General features: G+C 64.1%; 23 protein-coding genes and 3 tRNA genes. 13 read left to right on the forward strand and 13 right to left on the reverse strand.

Going from position 1 to position 22799, the window contains the following annotated elements; genetic code table 11:
• Window positions 1–26: 26 nt before the first annotated feature.
• The 3 genes from C8348_RS12465 to C8348_RS12475 all read right to left on the reverse strand — a co-directional run bounded on the left by C8348_RS12465 (window position 27) and on the right by C8348_RS12475 (window position 1853).
• A complete protein-coding gene (locus C8348_RS12465) occupies window positions 27–335 on the reverse strand; it encodes an integration host factor subunit beta (protein ID WP_106753672.1) in 309 nt (102 codons plus the stop codon).
• A complete protein-coding gene (sppA, locus tag C8348_RS12470; protein WP_106753673.1) occupies window positions 332–1336 on the reverse strand; it encodes a signal peptide peptidase SppA in 1005 nt (334 codons plus the stop codon). Before sppA ends, C8348_RS12465 begins: the two co-directional genes overlap by 4 nt.
• Before the next feature lie 220 nt (window positions 1337–1556).
• On the reverse strand, window positions 1557–1853 hold the full coding sequence (locus C8348_RS12475) for a hypothetical protein (protein WP_106753674.1): 297 nt from the start codon (window positions 1851–1853) through the stop codon (window positions 1557–1559).
• Window positions 1854–2102: 249 nt separating this feature from the next.
• On the opposite strand from C8348_RS12475, the gene C8348_RS12480 reads away from it, so the two are divergent.
• From C8348_RS12480 to C8348_RS12490, 3 genes are all read left to right on the forward strand, one after another.
• Window positions 2103–2927, forward strand: coding sequence for a lytic murein transglycosylase (locus C8348_RS12480; protein WP_106753675.1), 825 nt, complete (start codon window positions 2103–2105; stop codon window positions 2925–2927).
• Window positions 2928–3046: 119 nt separating this feature from the next.
• Entirely contained in the window at window positions 3047–3505 is a 459-nt protein-coding gene (locus C8348_RS12485; protein ID WP_106753676.1) for a TspO/MBR family protein, read from the forward strand.
• A gap of 109 nt (window positions 3506–3614) precedes the next feature.
• A complete protein-coding gene (locus C8348_RS12490) occupies window positions 3615–5243 on the forward strand; it encodes an AMP-binding protein (protein ID WP_106753677.1) in 1629 nt (542 codons plus the stop codon).
• A gap of 10 nt (window positions 5244–5253) precedes the next feature.
• Here the strand turns inward: C8348_RS12490 and C8348_RS12495 are convergent, their stop codons facing one another.
• Both C8348_RS12495 and C8348_RS12500 read right to left on the reverse strand, forming a co-directional pair.
• On the reverse strand, window positions 5254–6360 hold the full coding sequence (locus C8348_RS12495; RefSeq protein ID WP_106753678.1) for a GNAT family N-acetyltransferase: 1107 nt from the start codon (window positions 6358–6360) through the stop codon (window positions 5254–5256).
• Window positions 6357–7733 carry a lipopolysaccharide biosynthesis protein gene (locus tag C8348_RS12500; protein WP_106753679.1) on the reverse strand — a complete coding sequence of 459 codons (1377 nt, stop codon included), beginning with the start codon at window positions 7731–7733 and terminating at the stop codon, window positions 6357–6359. The genes C8348_RS12495 and C8348_RS12500 overlap by 4 nt, the downstream gene beginning before the upstream one ends.
• Before the next feature lie 767 nt (window positions 7734–8500).
• Here C8348_RS12500 and C8348_RS21965 point away from each other — a divergent pair.
• The 3 genes from C8348_RS21965 to C8348_RS12515 are packed head-to-tail and all read left to right on the forward strand — an operon-like array spanning window position 8501 to window position 14170.
• Complete coding sequence (locus tag C8348_RS21965; protein WP_106753680.1) at window positions 8501–9232, forward strand: ImuA family protein; 732 nt, start codon at window positions 8501–8503, stop codon at window positions 9230–9232.
• Window positions 9233–9242: 10 nt separating this feature from the next.
• Window positions 9243–10769 (forward strand): DNA polymerase Y family protein, encoded by a 1527-nt coding sequence (locus C8348_RS12510; protein WP_244294007.1) that lies wholly within the window; start codon window positions 9243–9245, stop codon window positions 10767–10769.
• Window positions 10766–14170, forward strand: a complete 3405-nt coding sequence (locus C8348_RS12515; RefSeq protein WP_244294000.1) for an error-prone DNA polymerase — start codon at window positions 10766–10768, stop codon at window positions 14168–14170. The genes C8348_RS12510 and C8348_RS12515 overlap by 4 nt, the downstream gene beginning before the upstream one ends.
• Window positions 14171–14193: 23 nt before the next feature.
• On the opposite strand, the gene C8348_RS12520 is transcribed toward C8348_RS12515, so the two are convergent.
• Complete coding sequence (locus tag C8348_RS12520; protein ID WP_106753681.1) at window positions 14194–14607, reverse strand: YchJ family protein; 414 nt, start codon at window positions 14605–14607, stop codon at window positions 14194–14196.
• A gap of 131 nt (window positions 14608–14738) precedes the next feature.
• Window positions 14739–14814 (reverse strand) — tRNA-Ala (locus C8348_RS12525).
• A 140-nt stretch (window positions 14815–14954) separates the two neighbouring features.
• On the opposite strand from C8348_RS12525, the gene C8348_RS12530 reads away from it, so the two are divergent.
• The gene (locus tag C8348_RS12530) at window positions 14955–15245 is read left to right on the forward strand and encodes a YggT family protein (protein ID WP_106753682.1); all 291 of its coding nucleotides are present in this window, start codon (window positions 14955–14957) and stop codon (window positions 15243–15245) included.
• 24 nt (window positions 15246–15269) lie between these two features.
• Entirely contained in the window at window positions 15270–15599 is a 330-nt protein-coding gene (locus C8348_RS12535) for a DUF167 family protein (protein WP_106753683.1), read from the forward strand.
• Between the two features lie 35 nt (window positions 15600–15634).
• Here C8348_RS12535 and C8348_RS12540 read toward each other — a convergent pair whose 3' ends face one another.
• From C8348_RS12540 to C8348_RS12555, 4 genes are all read right to left on the reverse strand, one after another.
• Complete coding sequence (locus tag C8348_RS12540; RefSeq protein ID WP_106753684.1) at window positions 15635–15838, reverse strand: Trm112 family protein; 204 nt, start codon at window positions 15836–15838, stop codon at window positions 15635–15637.
• A gap of 19 nt (window positions 15839–15857) precedes the next feature.
• On the reverse strand, window positions 15858–16535 hold the full coding sequence (locus C8348_RS12545) for an LON peptidase substrate-binding domain-containing protein (RefSeq protein ID WP_106753685.1): 678 nt from the start codon (window positions 16533–16535) through the stop codon (window positions 15858–15860).
• Between the two features lie 61 nt (window positions 16536–16596).
• Complete coding sequence (gene trxA, locus C8348_RS12550) at window positions 16597–17571, reverse strand: thioredoxin (protein WP_106753686.1); 975 nt, start codon at window positions 17569–17571, stop codon at window positions 16597–16599.
• Window positions 17572–17689: 118 nt separating this feature from the next.
• Window positions 17690–18208, reverse strand: coding sequence for a prolyl-tRNA synthetase associated domain-containing protein (locus tag C8348_RS12555; RefSeq protein WP_106753687.1), 519 nt, complete (start codon window positions 18206–18208; stop codon window positions 17690–17692).
• Window positions 18209–18499: 291 nt separating this feature from the next.
• On the opposite strand from C8348_RS12555, the gene C8348_RS12560 reads away from it, so the two are divergent.
• Both C8348_RS12560 and C8348_RS12565 read left to right on the forward strand, forming a co-directional pair.
• Window positions 18500–18574: transfer RNA gene (locus tag C8348_RS12560), tRNA-Gly, on the forward strand.
• A gap of 89 nt (window positions 18575–18663) precedes the next feature.
• Window positions 18664–18738, forward strand: a tRNA-Gly gene (locus C8348_RS12565).
• Between the two features lie 83 nt (window positions 18739–18821).
• Here the strand turns inward: C8348_RS12565 and C8348_RS12570 are convergent.
• Complete coding sequence (locus C8348_RS12570; protein ID WP_106753688.1) at window positions 18822–19439, reverse strand: DUF2306 domain-containing protein; 618 nt, start codon at window positions 19437–19439, stop codon at window positions 18822–18824.
• A gap of 82 nt (window positions 19440–19521) precedes the next feature.
• Between C8348_RS12570 and C8348_RS12575 the strand changes: the two genes are divergently transcribed.
• The 3 genes from C8348_RS12575 (at window position 19522) to C8348_RS12585 (ending at window position 21486) form a co-directional block, all read left to right on the forward strand.
• On the forward strand, window positions 19522–20154 hold the full coding sequence (locus tag C8348_RS12575) for a TetR/AcrR family transcriptional regulator (protein ID WP_106753689.1): 633 nt from the start codon (window positions 19522–19524) through the stop codon (window positions 20152–20154).
• Window positions 20155–20248: 94 nt separating this feature from the next.
• On the forward strand, window positions 20249–20569 hold the full coding sequence (locus C8348_RS12580) for a c-type cytochrome (RefSeq protein ID WP_106753690.1): 321 nt from the start codon (window positions 20249–20251) through the stop codon (window positions 20567–20569).
• Window positions 20570–20697: 128 nt separating this feature from the next.
• Window positions 20698–21486, forward strand: coding sequence for a MipA/OmpV family protein (locus C8348_RS12585; protein ID WP_106753691.1), 789 nt, complete (start codon window positions 20698–20700; stop codon window positions 21484–21486).
• Between the two features lie 262 nt (window positions 21487–21748).
• On the opposite strand, the gene C8348_RS12590 is transcribed toward C8348_RS12585, so the two are convergent.
• Window positions 21749–22609 carry a pentapeptide repeat-containing protein gene (locus C8348_RS12590; RefSeq protein ID WP_106753692.1) on the reverse strand — a complete coding sequence of 287 codons (861 nt, stop codon included), beginning with the start codon at window positions 22607–22609 and terminating at the stop codon, window positions 21749–21751.
• Window positions 22610–22799: the final 190 nt, after the last annotated feature.

Here is a 22799-nt window from a genome sequence, read left to right on the forward strand (position 1 = left end):
GAAGCCTTTCGCTTGAATGCGGACGATCAGTCGTCGTCGTCTTCGCCGTGATCAACGCCGTCGTTCAGGCGTTCCCGCATTTCCTTGCCCGTCTTGAAAAAGGGCACGTATTTCTCGTCCACGTCGACCTTCTGGCCGGTGCGCGGATTGCGACCGACGCGAGCCGGGCGATTCTTGACGGAAAAGGCACCGAAGCCGCGCAATTCGACACGATCCCCGCGCATCAGCGCTTCGGTCACTTCATCAAGGATGGCGTTGACGATGTTCTCGACGTCCCGCTGGTAGAGATGCGGGTTCTGTTCGGCGATGCGCTGAACCAGTTCGGACTTGATCATTCCCCGCCCCCTCGTTTTGCTTCTGTCTCTGCCGCGTTGGGAGCGTGCCAAACAGAGACCAGTCCGTCAAGCGTAAGGCTCGGAGAAATCAGTCCTTTAGCGTCCGAAAGATGCCCGATGAGGGCACCGGCGAGGCCTTCGCCCAGGCTGCGGCCGATCTGCATCGAGAATGGCAGGTTTTCCCGCTCTGACGGGACCTTCCATGTCACGATGGGCAATCCGCCGGGGACGCCCTTTTCGGCGCGCAGCCAGGCAATCGCTGTGTCCTCGCCGCCGATGGCATCGATCAGGCCGGCCTCCTTTGCGCGGTATCCAGTGAGGATCGCGCCGTTGGCCAGTTCCCGGGCACGGGCATCGTCGAGATTGCGCCGGTCGGCAACGAGCCGGACAAACCAGTCATAGCTGTCGCCTACCAGTGTCTCGAGCACCTGACGGGCTTCCGGGCTTGTTGCGGAATAGAAGTCCGGTTCGGCCTTCAGCGGAGAGCTTTTCACGGCGTCCATCTCGACGCCGAGAGTGCTGAGCAGTTTCTCGATGTTGCCATACTGGAACAGCACGCCAATCGAGCCGGTGATCGAATTGTAACGCGCCACCACATGGTCACTGGCGAGCGCGATCATGTATCCTGCCGAGGTGCCAACCGTGCGGATTTCGGCCACGAGTGGCTTCTTCTTGGCCAGTTCTGACAGCGCTTCATACAGGGCTTCGCCGCCCGTGGTGCTGCCACCTGGAGAGTTGATCGACAGGATCACGCCCTTCACAGCCGTTGATTCCGAGATGTCCCGGATCATCTTGAGCTGCTGCCGGTCATCGAGGATGACACCCTCGACTGAAATGCGGGCAATGTGAGCCGAGCGCCGCGAGGGCGCGTTCAGGCCTGTCACGGCCATAATAGCCGCGCCAAGCGCGACGGCGAGGATCACGAAGGCGGCGATCCGCCAGAAGGTCAGCTTCCGGCGCAGGCGGCGGCGGTCAACAATGGCATCGGCATCCAGGGACATGCGGCGATCTCTCCGTGAGGACTGACCCTCGTCAGTGCTCATGGCTACACAGCCGCAGGAGGCTTGGAAAGACCAAATGCGGGTGAATCTGCCTGCGGCAATTTCACCCGGACGGTTTGCACCGGCTACGCGCCTGCATAACCCTCGCTCTCATGCCCGTTTCAGGCCAAGGACTAAGATGTCTGCAGCATGCTTTGGGTGCCGTAAGGTCAGGTTGGTCTCAGCTGACGCGCTGGGTTGCGATGCTCTCCGCCGTCCGATCCGCATGTCGCATGGCTGCCAGCGTTGCCTGCAAGGCACCGGCCTGGATGTCGGCGAGGTTGTCCATGGTCAGCTTGCCGGCATGTTCAGCGGTAAAGCCGCAAGCACTGAGGTGACCATTCTCGAAGAGATAGCGCATCGCAAGAACGGCTGGATGCGGGGCAGCCGGTGCGGCCTCGTCCCGGGGGTCACGATGTTCGATAATATAGCGCTCCAGCTCGAAGTCCGTCTGGATTTGCGGTTTAGATGCACGCATTCCGGTCCTCCCTGTGCCACATTCGTGACCGGCGATCTGGGGCTTGCCGGTTCAGAATGCCACTTTGTGACAGACAAGTTGCAGAACACTTGCGGGGCGGGATCCTGTTCAAGATACGGTTAAACAGATGGAAATGCGGCAGAATAAGGGAGCTTTGCCTTACCGGCGCCGTTTTCCGATAGTTGGCTAAGGAACAGTTGGTCGACCTGTTCGCCGGGGACGACGTTCTCTGCTCCGGAGGTTATTCTCATGCGCAAGACCCTGCGCTCGCTTATTGTTGGTGCATCTTTTTCTGCGGTTGTTCTGCCTGCTCCGGCAGCCTTGGCGGCGAAATGTGGCTCTGATGCCAGTGGCTTTGCAGCCTGGCTGCAGGCTTTCAAGCAGGAGGCCACGTCCAGGCACGGGTTGAGTTCCTACACCGTTTCTGCGGCCTTGAATGGCGTCACCTATGACGCACAGGTGATCAAGCTTGATCGGAACCAGAAGTCCTTCAAGCTGAGTTTCGATGAATTCTACAAGCGCCGGGTCAACAACGCGCTGATCAAACGTGGTCAGACCCTCTGGGCCCAGTATGGTGGCCTGTTCTCTCGCATCGAACGCGACTACGGCGTGCCGCCGCAGATCATCCTGGCCATCTGGGGACTGGAGACCGGCTACGGCTCGGGATCGGGCAAGATGCAGGTCGTGCGCTCGCTCGCCACGTTGTCTTACGATTGCCGCCGCAGTGAGTTCTTCACGCGCGAACTCGTTGCTGCGCTCAAGATCATCGAAAAAGGCGACAAGTCGCCGGAAGACATGCGCGGTGCCTGGGCCGGCGAGCTTGGCCAGACGCAGTTCCTGCCGAGTTCCTATGTCAATTATGCCGTCGACTATGACGGCGACGGCAAGCGTGATCTGATCCGTTCGGTTCCCGATGTTCTCGCCTCCACCGCCAATTACCTGAAGCAGAAAGGCTGGCGGCCGGGGGAAGGCTGGGGGCCGGGCAGCGCCAACGAGGCCGTCCTGCGCGACTGGAACAGGGCCGAGGTCTATGTAAAGACCATCGGTGTCATGGCTGAAAAGCTCGAGAACTGATCCGGACCGGTTGGCGCGGCTCTGATATCTTTCGCCAAGTGACGCGGAATTGCCGGCGTGAGGGCGCCAGTGCACTTGCGCCAGTGATGCGTGTCACTGGGCTGTTTCAGGAGTTGCAGATGTCGCGGTTCTCCCTCATTTCCCTGTTGAGTTTCCTCGTGCTTGTTGTCGGCGGCGGCCTGTTCATCGGCGCTACCAATCTGCCGGGCGAGTGGTACGCGGGGCTGGTGAAGCCGTCGTTTACGCCGCCAAACTGGCTGTTCCCGCCGGTCTGGACCCTGCTTTACTTCGCCATTGCCGTGGCTGGCTGGCGGGTGTGCGCCCTGGGGCTGACCGCCGCCCCGTTCCGGCTTTGGATCTTGCAGCTGGTTCTCAATTTCGCCTGGAGTCCGGTGGTCTTCACGCTGCACCGGCTGGATTTTGGCTTAGGGATCATTCTGGCGCTGCTGATCACCATTGTCCTGTTCATCCGGGCATCCTGGCCTGTCGATCGGCTGGCGGCGCTGCTGTTCGTGCCCTATGCGGTCTGGGTTGCCTATGCCAGCGCCTTGAACGGGGCTCTGGTGGTCCTCAACTGATCCGGGAAGACCGTTTACCGGCTTAACAACGGACCTTTCCTCCTCTATTGCGCTGCAGCACGAGCCTCATTAGGCTCTGCGGCCTTGGAATGATGAGAAGGGTCAGCCGATGCTCAGCCGGGCGACGGATTTCGACAGCCTGGGTGCCGGGTTCTCCTGGAGCCTGCCGGCGCGCTACAATATCGCCCGATCGGTCTGTGATGACTGGGCGGCGCGGGAGCCTGACCGGCTCGCGATCCGTCATGTGTTTGCCAATGGCAGCCATCATGACTGGAGCTACGCCGCGCTGGCTGCCGCCTCCAACCGCTTTGCCAATGTTCTGGTTGAATCGGGCATCAAGCCGGGCGACCGGGTGGCGCTGTTGCTGCCGCAAGCCCCGGAAACCGCGATCGTTCATCTGGCCGTCTACAAGCTTGGCGCCATCGCCGTGCCACTGGCGGCGCTCTTCGGGTCGGATGCGTTACGCTACCGGCTGACCGATTCCGGTGCGCGGGTGCTGGTGACCAATGCCGCCGGCCTGGCCAAGGTCACACCCTTGCGCCCTGAACTGCCCGGGCTGGAAAAGGTGATCAGTCTCGACGGGGCGGCGGACGGCGCAGACGGGTTCGAGGACCTGATGCTGAGGGCGAGCGATTGCTTCACCTGCCGTGATACCGGGCTGAGCAATCCCGCCCTGATGATCTACACCTCCGGCACCACCGGCCAGCCGAAGGGCGTGCTGCATGGCCACCGGGTGCTGCTGGGGCATCTGCCGGGCATCGAACTGTCGCAGGAATTTCTCGGTCAGCCGGGGGATCTGCTCTGGACGCCTGCGGACTGGGCCTGGGCTGGCGGCCTGCTCAATGCCTTGTTTCCATCGCTGCATCAGGGCGTGCCGGTTATTGCCTTCTCGGCGCAGAAGTTTGACCCGGAACAGGCGTTTCACCTGATCGCCTCGCAGGGCGTGCGCAACGTGTTCGTGCCGCCGACTGCGTTGAAGATGATGCGCGCGGTTGAAAACCCGGGCCGCCGGTTTGACCTCAAGCTGCGCAGCATTGGCTCGGCCGGCGAGGCGCTCGGCCGTGAAGCCTTCGAGTGGACCCGGGCCGAACTGGGCCTGCCGGTGAATGAGTTCTATGGCCAGACTGAGTGCAACGCCGTCCTCGGCTCTTGCGCCGGTCTCGGCGTCTCCCGTGCGGGTGCCATTGGCCGCGCCATCCCGGGGCATGAGGTTGCGATCATCGGGCCCGATGGTGCCGTGTTGCCGCATGGCACCCAGGGGCAGATCGCCGTTCGGCGGCCGGACCCGGTCATGTTCCTGCAGTACTGGAACAAGCCGGAGGCAACGGCGGAGAAATTCGTCGGCGACTGGATGACCACCGGTGACCAGGGCGTGATGGACGACGACGGCTATGTCGAGTTCATCGGGCGGGACGACGATGTCATCACCTCGGCGAGTTATCGCATCGGTCCCGGCGAGATCGAGGACTGCCTGCTCACACATCCGGCTGTGAAGTTGGCCGCAGCGATCGGCAAGCCGGACAAGCTGCGCACTGAAATCGTCAAGGCCTATGTGGTGTTGGCCGAAGGCTACCGCGGGGACGAAGCCCTGGCGCAGGAGATCCGCGCCCATGTCCGCACCCGGTTGTCGGCGCATGAATACCCGCGCGAGATCGCGTTTCTGGATGAACTGCCGATGACGACCACCGGCAAGATTATCCGGCGCGAATTGCGTGAGCGGGCGAAGGCCGAGGGCTGAGCCTTCCCCGTCAGCGCCGTTTCAAGCGGTGATACAGCCGTCGTGCCACCTTGAACGCGAAATTGTCCGCCGCCTGCACAGCCGCGATTGGCGCCGCCAGTGGACCCCGCGTGAAACGGAGCGTGGCATAGGCCATCCGCCCGCGCCACAGCGGGTTGATCATCGGATGGTCAGGGATGGCCAGGGAATCGCCGCCTCCGATCAGGCGGGCGTCATTCACTCCGGTACGCAGAGCCTGCAGCGTGATGCGCTGGCCGGGAGAAAAGCGGGCAAGCTCCTCGTCATGGGTGATCTTCCAGGCGTAGGCCCGGCCTCCATGCTCGGCCATTGCAAGCAGAGCAATCGGACGCCCATCGAGCCGCAAGGCCTCGACCCGCAACGCGTCTGCCTTCGCCAGTGCAGCCACGAAGCTATGCGCAAAGGCGGCCACTTGCCCGTTGCTGGCGAGCGCCGTGCCCGCGCGTCCCTTCCAGCCGGCAGCTTCCAGGGTCAGGAACTCCTCGAAGGCGGACAGGGCCGCAGCACCCCGGTAACTGTCCTCGCGCACGTCGCCAAGCTCCTGCAGGCGGCGCGCCAGCCGGTCGTATTCCTTGCGCCGCTTGCCGGTCATGACCTCTGCCAGCTGCTGCGCCCCTTCAGCGCCTGCCGAATGGGCCGCGCGATCCTCTGCCGGTCCTTGTGAGACGGTCCAGCCGTTTGCGCCCTGGCGTAACAGGCGGGCAACAGGCCCGTCCAGCGGCAGGAACGGGATATCGAGGGTGCTTGCACCCGGCAGGGTCGAGACGGATGCGGCCGTTTCCAGGAACCCCGGAATGGCGTCGGCAGGGCATTGCGGGTGAACAAGTGGCGTGCCGAGCGGGCCATATTCGCTGGCCCAGAGGGTGGCAGTTGGAACAAGGAACCCCGCACGCGTCCGACCGACGGGCGCCGCCATTAGCCAGCGCCCTGTTTCCGCGTCCTTGACGACGACAAGGCGCAACTGGCCGCGTTTCAGATGCGTGGCATAAGGCAGCAGGAAGCCGGGGCCGAAGAAGGGATTGGGCTCCAGCGCCTCGGCATAGAGCTGGTTCCAGCCATCATTTTCGGCAATCGGGCACAGACGGGCGGTGAAGGTCATGCGGTGCCTGTCCGGCTGGATTTGTCGCGCCTGTCCGGCAGCAGGGCGAAGGGGACAAACCCCAGCCGCCGCCGTGTCATCAGCGCAAGGGCAAGGGCTTCGATGACCATGGCAAGCGATGTCGCTATGGCAGCGCCGATCAGCCCATATAGCGGGATCATCACCACGTTGAGGCAGACATTGACCGCAAATACGCCGGCATAGACAGCGGCGCAGCTTTTCTGGTGGCCGCTCATGCCCAGAAGGGCATCCGCCGGCCCGATGCTGGCGCGAGCCAGGACCCCGATGACCAGGATGGCGATCAGCGGGGCTCCGGCGCTGAACTGGGGTCCGAACAGGGCCAGGAGCAGCGGCGACAGGAATATGAGGACAGTTCCTGCGGCCAGGGACGGCCAGAAGGTCCAGCGGCTGGCCTGCCGGGCATAGGCGGCCAATGCGCTGCGGTCCGCGTCCTGGGCAAGGCCGGCAAAGCGGTGCGCGGAGGCCGCACGGACGGCAAAATGGACAAAATGCACCAGGGCAAGGGTCTTTGAGGCGGCAAAGTAAACCGCAACCTCTTCCGGCGGGCGCCAGAAACTGACCATCACCACATCGGCACTGCTGAGAAGCTGGAGAAACCCTTCGACCATCAGCAACGGCAGGGACACAGTGATCCAGAGCCGCATCTCATGCTGGTGCGGGCCTGCGGGGATCCGCCGGTTCAGCTCCCGTCGCAGCCGCCAGGCCTGGTGTGCCGTCACGGTCAGGCTGGCCGCGACAGCCATCACGGCGGCAATGGCCGCTGTCACGGCATGGCCGGTCAGGACCAGGGGCAACAGCAGGGCCAGCAGCAGCAGCGGCCGGTAGATGAAGGAGGCAAGCAGTCCGAGCGCCGGCAGGTCATAGCTGCGGGCGATGGCATCCTGCACGCTGGTCAGCGCAAACAAGGGGACCGCGAACAGGGCAATGGCCGCAGGCCAGACATAGAGCGGATCGATCAGCGACCGGCTCCACAAGATGATTTCCAGCCCGGCCAGGGTGGCGAGACTGGCCGCAGCAAGCACGAGGAGACGGCTGGCGCTTAAAAACCCGCGCAGCCGGTCCATGTCCCTTGCGGCATTGTATTGCGGCACGAACCGTGTTGGCGAGGCGGAGAAGCCGAGACTGGCCAGCAGCCCGAGCACCAGCGCCAGCGTCCAGACGACGGCGAAAATACCGTAGTCGGCAGCGCCCATCCAGCGCGCCAGCACGATCTGGGACAAATAGGCAAACGCCGCGCCGGCGATGCGGATGGTGAGGATGACCAGCGCCATGCGCCCGGCACCGGTTGCAAGCCTTTGCGCCAAGTGATGACGCAGACCGTGCGGCAACACGCCTTGCAGGCGGGAAAACATGGCGGGTTGCCGCGCTGCGGCGCCTGTCCCTGCCTGTGCCGCCCGTTGCCTTGCCACCTGCTATCTCCGCCCGTCCGGTCTCTTGCCCGCCTTGTCTATCGCATGGCGCATTTAAGATTTGGTCATCCCGGCCCATCGCCTTGTGGCCAATGATTCTGGTTGTTCGTCAACGTGGCATGGCAAGGTCCGGCTTTCATCCGGGTTTGACCCTTGTGAAATTTTCGCTGCTTGACTCTCGTCCGGAGATCGGGAATCCATAAGAACAGAAAGAGAACAAAAGACGAGGCATTGAGGGCGCGATGGAAAGGTCCAGAACGGAACCGACCCCGGCTCGCCCGGTGGATGATGCGAAGCATGGCGCAGGCACGGGGACAGCGCAAGGTCGCGCTGCTGGCCCCGTGGAGCCTTCCGGAGAATCCTTCGGAAGGGGGGAGGGAGACTTTCCTGTGTCCTGTGTTGCCGCATCCCTGCCGCCTTGCCCCAGACAGGTTTCGCCTGCCGGAAACGAACAGGAGACGGTGCCCCCGCCCGCTCACCTGCGTTCCCGCCCGGCCCTTGATGAGCTGCGCCGCCGCATTGCCGGACTTGAGGGACGCCTCCCTTCAGACGCGCAGCTCATGCCGGTTTCCCCTCCCGCCGCCAGGGCGGGGAAACCGGCCAGGGTCGACCGTGCCGGCGCGTCGTTACAGGCAAAGTCCAGCGCAGGGCTGGACAAGGCTGGGGCCTCCGGTCGCGTCCGCCTTGGGGTGCCGGAGGTTGACAGGCTGATGGCCTGCGGCGCCGGCCTTGCGCTGGGCGCGTTGCACGAGATTGGTGCGGACGAAAGCCGGGATTGCGGAGCGCTGTCCGGTCTCGGGCTTGCCTTTGTCGCTGCCGCCACACGCTCACGGCTGGGGCACCTGCTCTGGGTGTGTGATCCGATGGTGCGGCGTGAGGCCGGTTTGCCGCATGCGCCGGGCCTGTGGCAGTTCGGACTTGATCCGGCCCGGATCATCCTTGTCCTTGCCCGCCGGCCGGAAGAGGCCTTGTGGGCGATGGAGGAAGGCGCCCGCTGCCCGGCGCTTGCCGCCGTGGTGGGTGAGTTTCATGGCTTTGTCCGTGCCCTGGACCTGACGGCCAGCCGCCGTCTGTCCTTGCGGGCGCAGGAGAGCGGCGTGCCGGTTTTCCTGCTGCGCCACGGCGCGGCGGCGGAGCCGGGGGCAGCGCTTACCCGCTGGCGTGCTGCGCCGGCCGCTTCGGGGCCTGTTACCCTTGTCCCTGGCGGCAATGAAACCGGGATGGGAAGGCATCCCTTCATTGGCCTGCCGCGCTGGCGGGCTGCCCTTGATCGAAACCGGGAAGGATCGTCCGCCCGGCTCACCCTGGAGTGGTCACATGCCGCGAGCAGACTTGCCGCGCCAGCGGCTTCTGACGCTCTGGTTTCCGCAACTGCCGCTGGACCGGATCCTGCGGCTGCAGGCGGTGAACTTGTTGCCTTCCCGGGGCGGCGGACAGGCTGAACTGGCCCGTGTGACGACCCGGCCGCAGGCCGTCATCCATGACAGCGGGCAAGCCTTGCGGCTACGCAGCCTTGATGCAGCTGCGGTTGCCCGTGGGTTGCGACCGGGTGATGCCCTGACCGATGCCCGGGCCCGGGTTCCGGAGCTTCAGGTTCACCGTGAAGCCCCGGAGCTGGAAGCTGCATTGCTTGCGTCGCTTGCCGACTGGTGTGACCGTTACACGCCCCTGGTCGCCCTTGAAGCACCGGATTGTTTGGTGCTGGACATAACAGGATGCGCGCACCTGCATGGCGGCGAAGCCGGGCTGATGGCCGATGCCCTTGCACGGCTTCAGCGGCAAGGCTTTGCAGTGCGGGCCGCCATTGCGGATACGGCAACTGCCGCCCGGGGCCTCGCACGCCATGCGACATCGGCGCAGCAGCCAGCGGTTCTGGTTCCGGAAGGAGAAGTGCGAAAGGCCCTTGCGCCCTTGCCGCTGGCTGCACTCGGCATTGCGCCGGAGACGGTGGCTGCGCTGTCGGCGGTCGGCCTGACCCGGATTGCCGACATCCTGGGCCAGCCCCGCGCCCCGCTGGCCGCGCGCTACGGCCTGGAGTTGCTGCGCCGGCTTGATCAGGCCCTGGGGGAGGCCGGCGAGAGCATTTCACCCCGGCTCGCCCCGCCGCTGATCCTGGCCGAACGGCGACTGTTCGAACCAGTGGCCCGGCTGGAGGATATCGAGGCGATCCTGCTTTCGCTTGGCGGGCAGGTCAGCGATGCGCTGGAGCGGCGTGTCGAAGGCGGGCGCCTGTTTGAGTTCACCCTGTTCCGGGTCGATGGCCATGTCCAGCGGCTGATGGTGGGCACCAGTCGGCCCCTGCGCGGCGGGGCGGGGCTTTTGTCCCTGTTCCGTCAGAAGCTGAAGGCCGACGAGGGTGCTTTGGAAGCCGGCTTCGGCTTTGATCTCCTGCGTCTCGCCGTTCTGGAGGCGCAGTCCTTTGCCCCGCATCAGACCAGCCTCGAGGGGGCAGGGGATGATGCGACAGCAGACCTTGCCGGCCTTGTCGACCGGCTGGGCGCGCGGCTTGGGCTCGCCCGGGTCGCCCGGTTCCTGCCGGTTGACCATCATCTGCCCGAGGCGCGGGTTCATCTGGTGCCGGCGGCATCGGTGGCTGATGCCGCACTGGCCTGGGACTGTGAGCCACGCCCCGGCGAGGAGGCCCCTCTGACACAGCCCCTGCGCCTGCTGGTTCCGGCCGAGCCTGTGGATGCCGTCGCCATCGTGCCGGAGGGGCCGCCGCTGCGGTTCCGCTGGCGCCGGGCACTGTATCGGGTGGTGCGGTCCGAAGGGCCGGAGCGTCTGGCTCCGCCCTGGTGGCTGGGGGCGGGCGGGGCCGGCCGCCTTCCGGACGTGCCGGGTGAGGCCGTTCACATGCCGACGCGGGACTATTACCGCATCGAGGACGAGGAAGGACGTCGCTTCTGGATCTATCGTGATGGTCTTTATGAGCGGGAGACGGCGGATCCGCGCTGGTTCCTGCAAGGGGTTTTCGCGTGAGCGGGCCCTTGCCGCCTGTTGCCATTCGTCCCGGGGGGCAGCAGGCGTCTTTCGCTGAACTGGGCGTTGCCAGCAACTTCTCATTCCTGCAAGGCGCCTCCCATGCCGAGGAACTGGTTGCAACAGCGGCGCAGCTCGGGCTGTGCGGACTTGGACTGACGGATCGCAACAGCCTTGCCGGCGTGGTGCGGGCGCATGTGGCGGCAAGGGATCTCGGGCTGCGCTATGTTCCCGGCTGCCGCCTGGTGCTTGCCGATGGCACGCCGGATCTTTTGATCTGGCCGCGCGACCGGGAGGCCTATGGCCGGCTTGCCCGTCTTTTGACCCTTGGCAACCGGCGCAGTGCCAAGGGGCAGTGTACCTTGATGCTCGAGGATGTGCTCGCTGCAGGTGGCGGTTTCGCGCTCGCACTGGTGGCTCCGCCCGGTCTGCCACAGCCGGAGCATCTCCTGCCCATTCTGTCCCGGCTGCGCGAGGGACATGGCGCAGCGCTGCGCCTGGCTGCCCCACCCGCCTATGACGGACTTGACCGTCGCCGGCTGGGTCTGCTGATGGAGATTTCCGGCCGGGCGGAGGTGCGTCTGCTGGCCACCAATGACGTGCTCTATCATGCGGTTGATCGTCGGCCCTTGCAGGATGTCCTGACCTGTATCCGCCTGCATGAGCGCCTGGCCACTGCCGGACGCCGGCTGGCGGCCAATGCCGAGCGCCATCTGAAGGGGCCGGAGGCGATGGCGCGTCTGTTTTCTCCTTGTCCGCAGGCGCTGCGCGAGAGCCTGGTCATTCTGGAGGAGACCAGTTTCTCGCTTGATCAGCTGGGCTACGATTATCCCGACGAGCCGACCGGCTCCAGCGCCAGCCCGCAGGAAGAACTGGAGCGGCTGACTGAATTAGGCAAGGCGCGGCGCTATCCGGGTGGCGTTCCGGCAGCTGTAGAGGCGGTCATCGCGCATGAGTTGCAGATAATTAGCCAGCTCAATTATTCACCCTATTTCCTCACCGTGGCGGATATCGTCCGTTTCGCCCGATCGCGCGGCATCCTCTGCCAGGGGCGGGGGTCGGCTGCCAATTCCGCCGTGTGTTTCTGCATCGGCATCACCGAGGTTGATCCGAAACGTGGGGACCTGCTGTTCGAACGGTTCATCTCGCCCGAACGACGGGAACCGCCCGACATTGACGTCGACTTTGAACATGAGCGGCGTGAGGAGGTGATCCAATATATCTACGGCAAATACGGGCGTGAGCGGGCCGGGCTTGCGGCAACTGTCATCAGCTATCGCTCCCGCTCGGCCTTGCGCGAGGTTGGCAAGGTGTTCGGCCTGTCAGGCGATGCCGTATCTGCGTTGTCGGGAACAGTCTGGGGGCATTCCTCCTCCGGCACGCGGGAGGGGCATGTGCGGGAGGCGGGGCTTGATCCGGACGATCCGCTGCTGGCCCAGGTGCTCGCCCTGTCGCGGCAACTGATCGGGTTTCCCCGTCATCTGTCGCAGCATGTCGGTGGCTTTGTCATCACGCGCGGCCGGCTTGACGAGGTGGTGCCGATCCAGAATGCGGCGATGGCCGACCGCACCGTGATCGAGTGGGACAAGGATGATCTTGATGCTCTTGGCATTCTCAAGATCGATGTGCTGGCGCTCGGGATGCTGTCGGCCTTGCGCAAGGCGCTGGACATGCTGCGAGCCGATTATGACCGCGACCTCACCCTTGCGACGATCCCGGCGGAAGATCCGGCGGTCTATGACATGCTGTGCCGTGCCGATTCCATCGGCGTGTTCCAGGTCGAGAGCCGGGCCCAGATGACGATGCTGCCGCGCCTCAGGCCGCGCCATTTCTATGATCTTGTCATCGAGGTGGCGATTGTCCGGCCGGGGCCGATCCAGGGCGACATGGTTCATCCCTATCTGCGCCGGCGCCAGGGCAAGGAACGGGTCAGCTATCCGTCGCCTGCGCTGGAGGCAGTCCTTGGCAAGACCCTTGGTGTGCCGTTGTTCCAGGAACAGGCGATGCGGATCGCCATTGTCGCGGCGGGATTTACGCCCGGCGAGGCCGATCGGCTGCGCCGGGCCATGGCCACGTTTCGCAAGGTCGGGACCATCGGCAGCTTTCAGCAGAAAATGATCGAGGGCATGGCCGCCAATGGCTATGACCGCGACTTTGCCGAGCGCTGCTTCCGCCAGATCGAGGGCTTTGGCGAATATGGGTTTCCCGAAAGCCATGCGGCCAGCTTTGCCCTCCTCGTCTATGCTTCGGCCTGGGTCAAGGCGCGCTATCCGGATGTGTTTCTGGCTGCCCTGCTCAACGCACAGCCGCTCGGCTTTTATGCTCCGGCGCAGCTGGTGCGCGATGCGCAGGAGCATGGCGTCGAGGTGCGCGAGGTTGATGTCAATCTGTCGGGCTGGGATGCGCATCTTGAGCCCGGGCTTGCTGCCTCGCGCGGCCTGCATCCCCGCCACCGGGAGATGGCCGGCGTTGTCCAGTCTGACCGCGCGGTCCGGCTCGGGTTCCGGCAGGTGAAGGGACTTGCCGAAGCAAACATGCGACGGCTGGTTGAACTGCGCGGCGAAGGCTACGATTCCCTTCGCGACCTGTGGCTACGCACCGGCCTGCCCCGGGCGGTCATTGCGCGGCTGGCGGAGGCTGATGCCTTTCGCTCCCTTGGGCTCGATCGCCGGACCGCGCTCTGGGCGGCGCAGGGGCTAGAAGCCGGCGGGGCGGCGGAGCGGTTGCCGTTGTTTGACCAGGCATCCCTGCCGGATCTGCGGCCCGAGCCCGATGTTGCCCTGCCGCCCATGCCGCCGGGCGCCCATGTGGTTGCCGACTATCGCAGCCTGTCGCTGTCGCTCAAGGCGCATCCGGTGAGTTTTGTCCGCGATGCGCTGATGCGGCGCGGTGTGACGCCAGCGGTGCATCTTGCCCGTCTTTCCACCGGGCGGCGCCTGTCGGTTGCCGGTCTCGTGCTGGTGCGCCAGCGCCCGGGCTCGGCCAAGGGCGTCATCTTCATGACGCTGGAGGACGAGGGCGGTGTTGCCAATGTCATCGTCTGGCCGGCAGTGTTCGAACGCTTCCGCGCCATCATCCTGGGGGGGCGCTTCGTCCAGGTGCGCGGCCGGCTCCAGAACGAAGCGGGGGTCATCCACGTGGTCGCGGAAGAGCTGGAGGATGTCACACCGCTGCTGGCCCTGTTGTCGGACCAGCCACTCACCAATGCCGGCTTGTCACGCGCCGACGAGGTGCGCCGTCCGGTGATCGAGCAATCGGAAAAGCTGAAACCTGCCAGTCGCCTTGCCATGCTGGTGCGCGAGGTACCGGAACTGCGGCAGGACATTGCCCGTCTGCCGCTGCCACGCGACCTGATGGACAGTGCCCGCCAGGTGCTGCCGCGTGGCCGCAACTTTCATTGAGCTTGATCCCGGCGCGGCCGGCCTCAGCTCTCGTTCAGGGCCTCGACGTAATACCAGCGCCCGCCGGATTTGCGAAACAGGCTCAGTTCCCGGTGGGTGTGCAGCTTGGCGGCCGCAAGGTAGCGCGCTTCGAACAGGACGGTGCCGTCGCGCGCCGTCCCCGTGCCCTTGTCTGTCGCCAGAACGGTCAGCCCTGTCCAGCGGCTTTCCTCCGCCCAGCGGCTGGTTGCGTCAAAGTCGAAGCCCGGCTGAAACTTCGGCCACAAAGTTTCCTTCAGATAGGCAATATCCTTGAGCACATAGGCGCTGTACCGCGAGCGCATCAGGGCCTCGGCGGTCGCGGCAGGCGTTGTGCGGGCCAGCGCCGGGCCACAGCACAGGCCAAGCGTCTGCCCTGATCCGCAGGGGCATGGCGGGTTCGGGGCAAGTGGGGTCATCGCGCTCATGCCTCAGGGCAGGGCAGTCTGCCCTGCGTTGCTGCCGGTCGCCAGCCAAGGGTGGTGCCCGGACAGGAAAGTTGCCAGGAAACTTGCCAGGAAAGTTGCTATAAAAATTGGCAGGAAGGAGCTGGTGGAGCCGAGGGGAATCGAACCCCTGACCTCTGCAGTGCGATTGCAGCGCTCTCCCATCTGAGCTACGGCCCCGGTCAGGTCGCGGCATTTAGGAGGGGGTTCGCAGCCCTGTCAAGCGCTTCGCTTAAGGCTGAAACCAGATCGCGTCTTGCAGCGGAAGAGGGGGGCCGCTACATGATGCGTCACGGCCAAACGCGGATACGGACAACACGATGCGTGCAATTCTCGACGTCTTCCTCCTGGTGCTTCAGCTCTACACCTATGTGCTGATCGCCAGCGCCATCTTCTCCTGGCTCTATGCCTTCAATGTGGTGAATTCGAGCAACCAGTTCATCGCGACTGTCGGCCAGATCCTTTACAATCTGACCGAACCGGCGCTTCGTCCGATCCGCCGCTTCATCCCGTCCATGAACGGGCTGGATCTCTCCCCGATCGTGCTTCTTCTCGGCATCTTCCTGCTGCAGAACGTGATCGTCCGTTACATCTATCCGAACGTTTTCTGATCCGGTGTCGAGCCGGCGCCGGCGATGACAGCACCCGCCACTGACCTGCCGTATCGCGTTGACCGTGACGGGATCCGGATTACCGTCCGGCTGACGCCGAAGGCCGCCAGGGACAGTGTCGATGGCCTCGGCATCTTGTCCGATGGCCGGGCCGTTCTTCTGGCCCGGGTCCGCGCTGTCCCGGAAAAAGGCGCGGCCAATGCCGCCCTGGAGGCTCTGCTCGCCAAGGCCCTCGGCGTCGGGAAGAGCCTCGTCTCTGTTGACGGAGGGGCAACCGCCCGTCTGAAGCAGGTCCATGTTACTGGCGATGCCGAGATCCTAGCCGGCAGTGTCCAGGCCTTGCTATATCCCTGACATGTCCCGACGGGGCAGCCCATCGGGACCTCGCCTCAGTCTTCCAGCTTGCGGGCCTCGTCGGCCAGCATGATCGGAATGCCATCGCGGATCGGATAGGCCAGCTTGGCAACGCGCGAGATCAGTTCCTGCCGCGCAACATCATATTCAAGCGTCGTCTTGGTTACCGGGCAAACCAGCAGTTCCAGCATCTTGCGGTCAATCCTGCGGTCGCCGGGGCGCGGAGTGTCGTCGGTCATCGTCGTTTCCTTGATGCGTTTATTGCAGTGTCGAGCCGCCGTCATTGCCCGCCGCGCGGGCCAGGTCAATCTCCGTGATGGCAACTAGCGTCTCGGCGCGTGTCTTCAGGTCCTTGGCTTCCAGCATTGCCTGCTTTTCGGCAGCTCCATAGGGGCTCATCATGCACAGGGCATTGACGAGCACCTCTGTCTCGGCGTTGTCGACACTGTCCCAGTCAGCGTCCATGCCATGGGCGTCGAGATAGGCGCGGAACGCCTTCAGCAGTCCGGCGCGATCGACCTCGGCTTCGCCAGTGCCCTGCATCAGATCACTCGCGTAAGGGGTGAAGTCCACTGCGGCCTGGCGGAACGGCGTGATGGTGTCGAGTTCCGACGTGAAACTGAACCGGGCAACGCCCTGGAGCGAGATCAGATAGCGTCCGTCGCCGCTTTCCTGGAAGCTGGTGATCCGGCCAGCGCAGCCAACGCGCGCCAGGGCAGGCTTTCTTGCGTCATCCGCCTGACCGATTGCGGGCTGGATCATGCCGATCAACCGCTGCCCGGCGAGCGCTGCATCCACCATGGCAAGATAGCGTGGCTCGAAGATATTCAGCGGCAGCTGGGTGCGCGGGAGCAGAAGGGCTCCCGTCAGCGGAAACACGGGCAACGTCGCCGGAAGGTCATCGATGGTGCGGTAGTGCGCATTCCCGGCCTGCATATCCTGATCCTTGAAAACGGGGCCTGCGGTCCGGCCAGTCCGGTCCGCAGGCCTTATACGCTCAGGAGAACAGAACGGACGACAGTTTCCGCCGGCCATAGTTGGTCGCCGGATCCTTCGCGCCCCAGGCCTCGAAGAACTGCAAAAGCTGCTTGCGCGCGCCATCCTCATTCCAGTCGCGGCCACGGCGGACGATCTCGATCAGATGATCGACAGCGCCCTGATGATCCGCGCGGGCGGCAAGGCCAAGGGCGAGATCGAACCGGGCCTGGTGGTCAGCCGGGTCTGCGGCGATGCGGGCCTCCAGTTCGGCAAGATCTCCAAGGGACTCCGCCTGTTCGGCAAGCGCAAGAGCGGCCAGGGCTGCGGTGTAGTGTGCATCCTTGCGGCCGGCCTCCGGAACCATGTCGAGCGCCTGGCGGGCGCGGTCGAGGTCACCGGCTCCAAGATAGCAGCGGGCGAGACCAGCGAGGGCGCGGACATTCTCCTGGTCGATCTGCAGCGCCGCCCCGAACATCTGGGCTGCCTGGCCATAGTCCTTGGCCTCCAGCAGGGCGTCGCCCTCCACCAGAAGGTCATCGGGTCCACCAGCCGGTGCCGGTCCGCCCAGGCGTTCGATGAAGGCCTTGATCTGGCTTTCGGGCTGTGCGCCCATGAAGCCGTCGACCGGTTGTCCGTTCTTGAAGGCGATGACGGCCGGAATGGACTGGATGCCGAGTTGGCCTGCCACTTCCGGGTGGTCGTCGATGTTCATCTTGGCCAGCTTGACGGTGCCCTTGGCGGCTTTGACGGCACCTTCAATCACCGGGGTCAGCTGACGGCACGGGCCACACCAGGGCGCCCAGAAATCGACGAGGACCGGCTGATGCCGCGAGGCTTCCAGAACATCCCGGGCGAAGGATGCGGTGGTCACGTCCTTGATCAGGTCATCGCCGCCGGCCGGCGCCGGACTGGCTGCCGGTTTTGCGCCGCCGCCAAAGCTGCCGCCGAATCCGCCGCCAATCTGGCCGCCCATGGAATAGCTACCCGTGCTCATGTGTCCTGGCCCCTTGAAGTGCCGGCCGTTCGACGCGGCCACAATGCCTTTGCAGCAGCGGGCGCCATTCGCCCTTGCCGCGATTTGTCGTCCATAACATGGACGTTGACCACGTGAATTACAAACCCTGCGCTTTTGCCTCTTCCGTCACCGCAATCACCAGCGGCGCGTGGCCGCAGCCCCTGGCAAAGGTCATCAGCCCATCGCGCGAGATCGTGGTGGTGGCGTCATTGGACAATGGATGGAAATTCAGCACATCGTGCTGCATCATCGCTGCGTCAAACACCACCGTCAGTTCCTGTCCGGTGTCATTGATCAGACCGAAGGGCGTAACCGAACCCGGAATGACGCCGAGATACTGCATCATCTGCTCCGGCGAGCCGAACGAGACGCGGCCGGATCCACTGATCAGATTGTGCACCTGTTTCAGGTCGACGGTCGCATCGTGCAGCACGACGATCAGGAACAGCTTGCCCTTCTTGTCCTTGACGAAAAGGTTGCGGGTATGGGCGCCGGGGATCATTGCATGGATGTCCGCGCCTTCCGCGACTGTGAACACCGGGCGATGGTCGACGGTGGTCGTCTGGATGCCGTGCCTGTCGAAAAATGCCATCAGATCGTCGCGGGTTGCCGGCATCAGGGTCTCCAGAATTGCGCCGGATTTCGTCGGCGGGTTGAGATTGTCGCTGTTCTAGCCGATGCGCCTTGCAGGGCTCAAGGCTCGGCGCGACGCCAAACAATGTGCAAGCGGCGTCCCGCAAGGAGGGGCAGCGGTCATCGGTAGAAGCCGGCAAGCCTCTGTCCACAGGTCGTCCACAGGGGCGCGGAAGCACTGAAAATGCCGCAAAAAACCCTGTTGCAATCTGAACCGGCTTGGTTCATATACAGCCCACCTCGACGGCGGGCAGCAATGTCGGTGCCGGAAAATGCGGGTGTAGCTCAGGGGTAGAGCACAACCTTGCCAAGGTTGGGGTCGAGGGTTCAAATCCCTTCGCCCGCTCCATTCTCTCTCGGTAACTGATCTGCGATCAGGAATTCGGTTGAGTTGGGTGGTTTCGAGGTTGCCGCCGGTTACCCACCGGTGGTCAGGATGCGGGTGTAGCTCAGGGGTAGAGCACAACCTTGCCAAGGTTGGGGTCGAGGGTTCAAATCCCTTCGCCCGCTCCATTTTCTCGCAAGTCGAGAGCAACAACAAAGCCACCGCAAGGTGGCTTTTTGCTTTTCAGGGGCCTTGTCCTCGCTGCGGCCGCTCACGCCACCCGCCAGCGGCCACGCCACACCAGCCAGGCCTCGACAGCCACCAGATTGATCAGCCAGCTGCCCCATGCCGTGACATTGTACGTCTCGAGCGGGGTCTGGCCGGCTACGATCAGCGGAATCATCATGATGCGCAGGGTCACGGCGGCGAAGGTCAGTGCTGCCGAGCGCAACATCCAGATCTGATGCTCGGCGAAACGCCCCTGCAGCGCACGGATGAGGCCCATGCCGGTCGTTCCGACCCAGAGCAGGGCAAGCGTGAAGAAACCGGCCGCCGTCCACGAGGATCCCTGATAGCCTGGCAGCATGGCCAGGGAGCCGATGGCGGCCAGCAAGATCGACAGGACATAGAGGCGGCCTGCCCAGCGGTGCAGGCCGGGCCGGCGGCGCGAACCCTTCCAGAATTGAAACGGCACCAGCGCCAGGGCCAGCGGCCCGAAGACGAGATGTGCAAACAGGGGCAGGCTATAGCCCTGCGTGTAGTGCACAAGATGCGCCATCACCTGTTCGAAGGGCGCGACCAGCCCGCGCCAGGACGCAACGGCAACCAACAGGCATGAGATGCTCATGGCAATGAACCACGGATTGCGGGTTTGCGGCTGTCCAGACATGTCTCCCTCCTTGACAGTGTAAAGTTTAGACAGGTTTGAGGGGCTTTCTTGACACTGTCAAGATCCGGAACATACTCGTCGCATGTCAGAAACACCGAAACCTGCCGATTCCCTGTCCGGACCGGTACGTCCGCATCATCACGGCAATCTGCGCCAGGCGCTGATCACGGCCTCCATTCAGTTGCTCGACGCAGAAGGGGCCTCAGGGCTGACCTTGCGCAAGGCGGCAGCGAGGGCGGGCGTGTCGCACGCTGCGCCGGCGCATCACTTTGCCGGCCTGCCGGATTTGCTGACAGCAGTTGCGACCGAGGCATTCGCCCTGTTCACCGGGGCGATGCGTGAGGCCCGCCAGGGTGCAGGTGATGATCCGACGGCACGGCTGGAGGGCATATGCCGGGGCTACATCCGCTTCGCCAATGACCATGCCGGCCTGTTTCACGTCATGTTTCTGGCTGCTGACGTGGATCGGTCCAATCCGACTTTCCTGTCGACGTCTGAAACGGCCTATGCCGAACTCCGGCTTGCCTGCCTGCCGTTTTCCCGGCAGGCGCCCGACCCGGACCAGCAACTCGAAATCGCGGTCTGGTCGCTGGTGCATGGTTATGCGGTGCTCGGATTTGGCGCATGTGATCCGAAAGGATTTACGCCAACACCCCGTCCGGACTTCAACGGCCTGTTGCGCCGGCTGGTCCTGCCAGCAGGAGCGGCGGATTGATCCTGCGCAAGGCCGCCCCGGATTGCCCGGCGTAGGCTCTTGTTGCGTGAGACTGTCGCGCGGTTCCGTTCCATCCGGCTTGGAGGCTATCCCGATGCGCTGGTTTCTCGTGCTTTGCCTTGCTGCGGCGGTTCTGATGCCCGCCGGGCCGTCTCTATCGGCCCAAGGAGACGCGGGGGCTGGTGAGCACCTTGCGCAGCAATGGTGCGCTGCCTGTCATGTCGTCTCGGAAAATCAGGCAAATGCGGCAACGATCGGGGTTCCGTCCTTCTTCGACATCGCCGCCAATCCGGACATGACTGAAGCCAAGATCGCGACATTTCTCGCCGATCCGCATCCGAAGATGCCGGACATGGGTCTTTCCAATCCACAGATCCGGGACCTTGCGGCCTATATCGTCTCGCTCGGGCGCTAGGATCAGGCGGGTCGTCAGCGTGGCCGATCAGTCACACCCTTCCGAAATTGACAATCCGGTAACCAGTCGGTTGCAATTGGAGGTATAAGCTGCAGGAACGTTGTTTCCCCAGAATCGGACCCGACAAGATGCTCCTGTATCGCTCGATCGCACTCGGCTCCATTGCAGCCCTCTCGTTGACCGCCGCGTCCGCCCTTGCGCAGGACGAGATGCCAATGCCGCAGAAACAGTATGTGCTGGATCTGGGCGCTGGCGTCTTGGTCAAGCCGCGTTACGACGGCTCTGATTCCTATCTCTTTTCTCCGATGCCGATCATTGCGGTCGGTCGCTTCTACATCCCGGGCCTAGGCCAGGTGGCGGACGGCAAGAAGGAGACGGGCGTATTCTTCTTCCCGTCCCTGAATTTCGTCGGCGAGCGCAAGCCGTCGGATGACAAGGACCTGCGCGGTACGCGCAAGATCAACTGGGCATTTGAAGCAGGCCTCGGGGCTGGCTTCCAGGGCGAGAATTTCCGCGTCTTTGCCGAGGTGCGTCAGGGCTTCAACGGCCACAAGGGACAGGTCGGCCAGGTCGGTGCCGATCTGATCACGCGTCCGATGGACCGTCTGGAGTGGAGCATCGGCCCGCGCGTCGGCTTCGCCTCGTCCAAGTACATGAACACCTATTTCAGCGTCTCGGCGGCAGAATCAGCCGCCAGCGGTCTGTCCCAGTTCAAGGCGGGCGGCGGCTTCAAGAGCGTCGGTGTCGAGACGCGCTTCAGCTACGATCTGAACGACCAGGTCAAGCTGCATCTTCAAGGTGGTTATGACCGGCTGATCGGCGATGCCGGCAAGAGCCCGCTGGTCAAGGTCGGCAGCAAGAACCAGTTCAACATCGGCACCGGCGTGACCTACCGGTTCTCGTTCGACGTATTCTGATAGACGCGATTCGAAAGACCCTTTGAAAGGCCGGACATCTGTCCGGCTTGAGTCTGATGTCAAACCTTGACCTCTCCGAAGTCATCCCGGCCAAGCGCAGCGCCGAGCCGGGACCGGAGAGCCGTGGCCTCTATCTTTCAATGAGTTACCACAGGAGAGACCTTGGCTCTCCGGTCCCGGATCTCCGCTTCGCTGCGTTCGGGATGACGATAGAGGGCTTGTCAGCAGTCTGAGGCCGGGCCAAGTGCCCGGCCTTTTGTATTCAGCTGCAAGGCTTCAGGTTTATGCCCTTGGGCAAGCGGGTTGCCGCGTCGCCGCAGGCATTGATGATGCGGTCCTGCGACAGGCCGCGGACCGTGCTGAGATCCGCGCCGGGCAGGCGTGTGTTGCGCAACAGCGCATCGGTCATGTTGGCATTGCCGAAATCCGCACCGGTCATGTCTGCACTGCTCAGGCGAACACCGGTCAGATCCGCCCCGCGAAACGAGGTGCCCCTGGCGATGAGCCGGTCGAGGTCCGCTTGCATCAGGCGTGCACCTGAAAAGTCTGCACCACTCACGTCCGCCCGTTCCAGGTCGACACCATCCATTTTGGCGTTGCTGAAGTTTGCTCCCATGGCGCCAGCCCGGATCAGGGAGGCGTTGCGCAGGTCCGAGGCGGTGAAGTCCGCGCCTTCCAGCCGTGTCTCGTTGAGATCGGCGTCCCTCAGGTCCGCGTTGCCGAACCGCGCGCGGGTCAGGTTCGCCTTCTCCATGTCGACACCGCGCATTGAAGCACCGGTCAGATCGGCCTCGACAAGCGTGGCACGTTCCAGCTCGGTACGGCGCAAGTCCGCGCGGGACAGCAGCGCACCGGAGAGGTCCGCCTCTTTCAGGTCAGCTTCCCGAAGATTTGTGCCCTTCAGGTCGAAACCCGCCATTTGCAGCCCGCGCAAGGTCGTCAGCCGCAGGTCGCAGGACGGGCAGCCCTGGTTGCGAACCAGGTCTGCGACCGGATCCTGCGCTTGCGCCGCGCCGGTTCCGAGGCCGATCAGCAGCAGGGCGGCGCCGATGCTCCCTTTAACGAGCGCAAGAAACACAGGGGTGCCGGTGACGATTGGATGGGAGGGGCGATCCGCTACCATGGGGGGTCTCCTTGTGCTCAACGATATCTAGACCTTTGCCTGGCAACTGCAAGGCGCAATCGGACGCGGGTGGCGCGGAAGGTCTGAACGGGCGGCGGGGAGAGGAAAAGCGGCACGGAAGAAAGTGGCGGGGTCGCAGGTGCCACTTTCTTCCGTCCAAAAGCGCTGACGACGCACAACCTGACAATCA

It is taken from the genome of Pannonibacter carbonis (assembly GCF_003012935.1).
GTDB classification, from domain to species: domain Bacteria; phylum Pseudomonadota; class Alphaproteobacteria; order Rhizobiales; family Stappiaceae; genus Pannonibacter; species Pannonibacter carbonis.

Excerpts from the sequence above, each read along its gene's own strand:
- C8348_RS12465 (WP_106753672.1), bottom strand. The coding sequence starts at position 335 with ATGATCAAGTCCGAACTGGTTCAGCGCATCGCCGAACAGAACCCGCAT.
- sppA (WP_106753673.1), bottom strand. The coding sequence starts at position 1,336 with ATGTCCCTGGATGCCGATGCCATTGTTGACCGCCGCCGCCTGCGCCGG.
- C8348_RS12475 (WP_106753674.1), bottom strand. The coding sequence starts at position 1,853 with ATGCGTGCATCTAAACCGCAAATCCAGACGGACTTCGAGCTGGAGCGC.
- C8348_RS12480 (WP_106753675.1), top strand. The coding sequence starts at position 2,103 with ATGCGCAAGACCCTGCGCTCGCTTATTGTTGGTGCATCTTTTTCTGCG.
- C8348_RS12485 (WP_106753676.1), top strand. The coding sequence starts at position 3,047 with ATGTCGCGGTTCTCCCTCATTTCCCTGTTGAGTTTCCTCGTGCTTGTT.
- C8348_RS12490 (WP_106753677.1), top strand. The coding sequence starts at position 3,615 with ATGCTCAGCCGGGCGACGGATTTCGACAGCCTGGGTGCCGGGTTCTCC.
- C8348_RS12495 (WP_106753678.1), bottom strand. The coding sequence starts at position 6,360 with ATGACCTTCACCGCCCGTCTGTGCCCGATTGCCGAAAATGATGGCTGG.
- C8348_RS12500 (WP_106753679.1), bottom strand. The coding sequence starts at position 7,733 with ATGTTTTCCCGCCTGCAAGGCGTGTTGCCGCACGGTCTGCGTCATCAC.
- C8348_RS21965 (WP_106753680.1), top strand. The coding sequence starts at position 8,501 with ATGGCCTGCGGCGCCGGCCTTGCGCTGGGCGCGTTGCACGAGATTGGT.
- C8348_RS12520 (WP_106753681.1), bottom strand. The coding sequence starts at position 14,607 with ATGACCCCACTTGCCCCGAACCCGCCATGCCCCTGCGGATCAGGGCAG.
- C8348_RS12530 (WP_106753682.1), top strand. The coding sequence starts at position 14,955 with ATGCGTGCAATTCTCGACGTCTTCCTCCTGGTGCTTCAGCTCTACACC.
- C8348_RS12535 (WP_106753683.1), top strand. The coding sequence starts at position 15,270 with ATGACAGCACCCGCCACTGACCTGCCGTATCGCGTTGACCGTGACGGG.
- C8348_RS12540 (WP_106753684.1), bottom strand. The coding sequence starts at position 15,838 with ATGACCGACGACACTCCGCGCCCCGGCGACCGCAGGATTGACCGCAAG.
- C8348_RS12545 (WP_106753685.1), bottom strand. The coding sequence starts at position 16,535 with ATGCAGGCCGGGAATGCGCACTACCGCACCATCGATGACCTTCCGGCG.
- trxA (WP_106753686.1), bottom strand. The coding sequence starts at position 17,571 with ATGAGCACGGGTAGCTATTCCATGGGCGGCCAGATTGGCGGCGGATTC.
- C8348_RS12555 (WP_106753687.1), bottom strand. The coding sequence starts at position 18,208 with ATGCCGGCAACCCGCGACGATCTGATGGCATTTTTCGACAGGCACGGC.
- C8348_RS12570 (WP_106753688.1), bottom strand. The coding sequence starts at position 19,439 with ATGTCTGGACAGCCGCAAACCCGCAATCCGTGGTTCATTGCCATGAGC.
- C8348_RS12575 (WP_106753689.1), top strand. The coding sequence starts at position 19,522 with ATGTCAGAAACACCGAAACCTGCCGATTCCCTGTCCGGACCGGTACGT.
- C8348_RS12580 (WP_106753690.1), top strand. The coding sequence starts at position 20,249 with ATGCGCTGGTTTCTCGTGCTTTGCCTTGCTGCGGCGGTTCTGATGCCC.
- C8348_RS12585 (WP_106753691.1), top strand. The coding sequence starts at position 20,698 with ATGCTCCTGTATCGCTCGATCGCACTCGGCTCCATTGCAGCCCTCTCG.
- C8348_RS12590 (WP_106753692.1), bottom strand. The coding sequence starts at position 22,609 with ATGGTAGCGGATCGCCCCTCCCATCCAATCGTCACCGGCACCCCTGTG.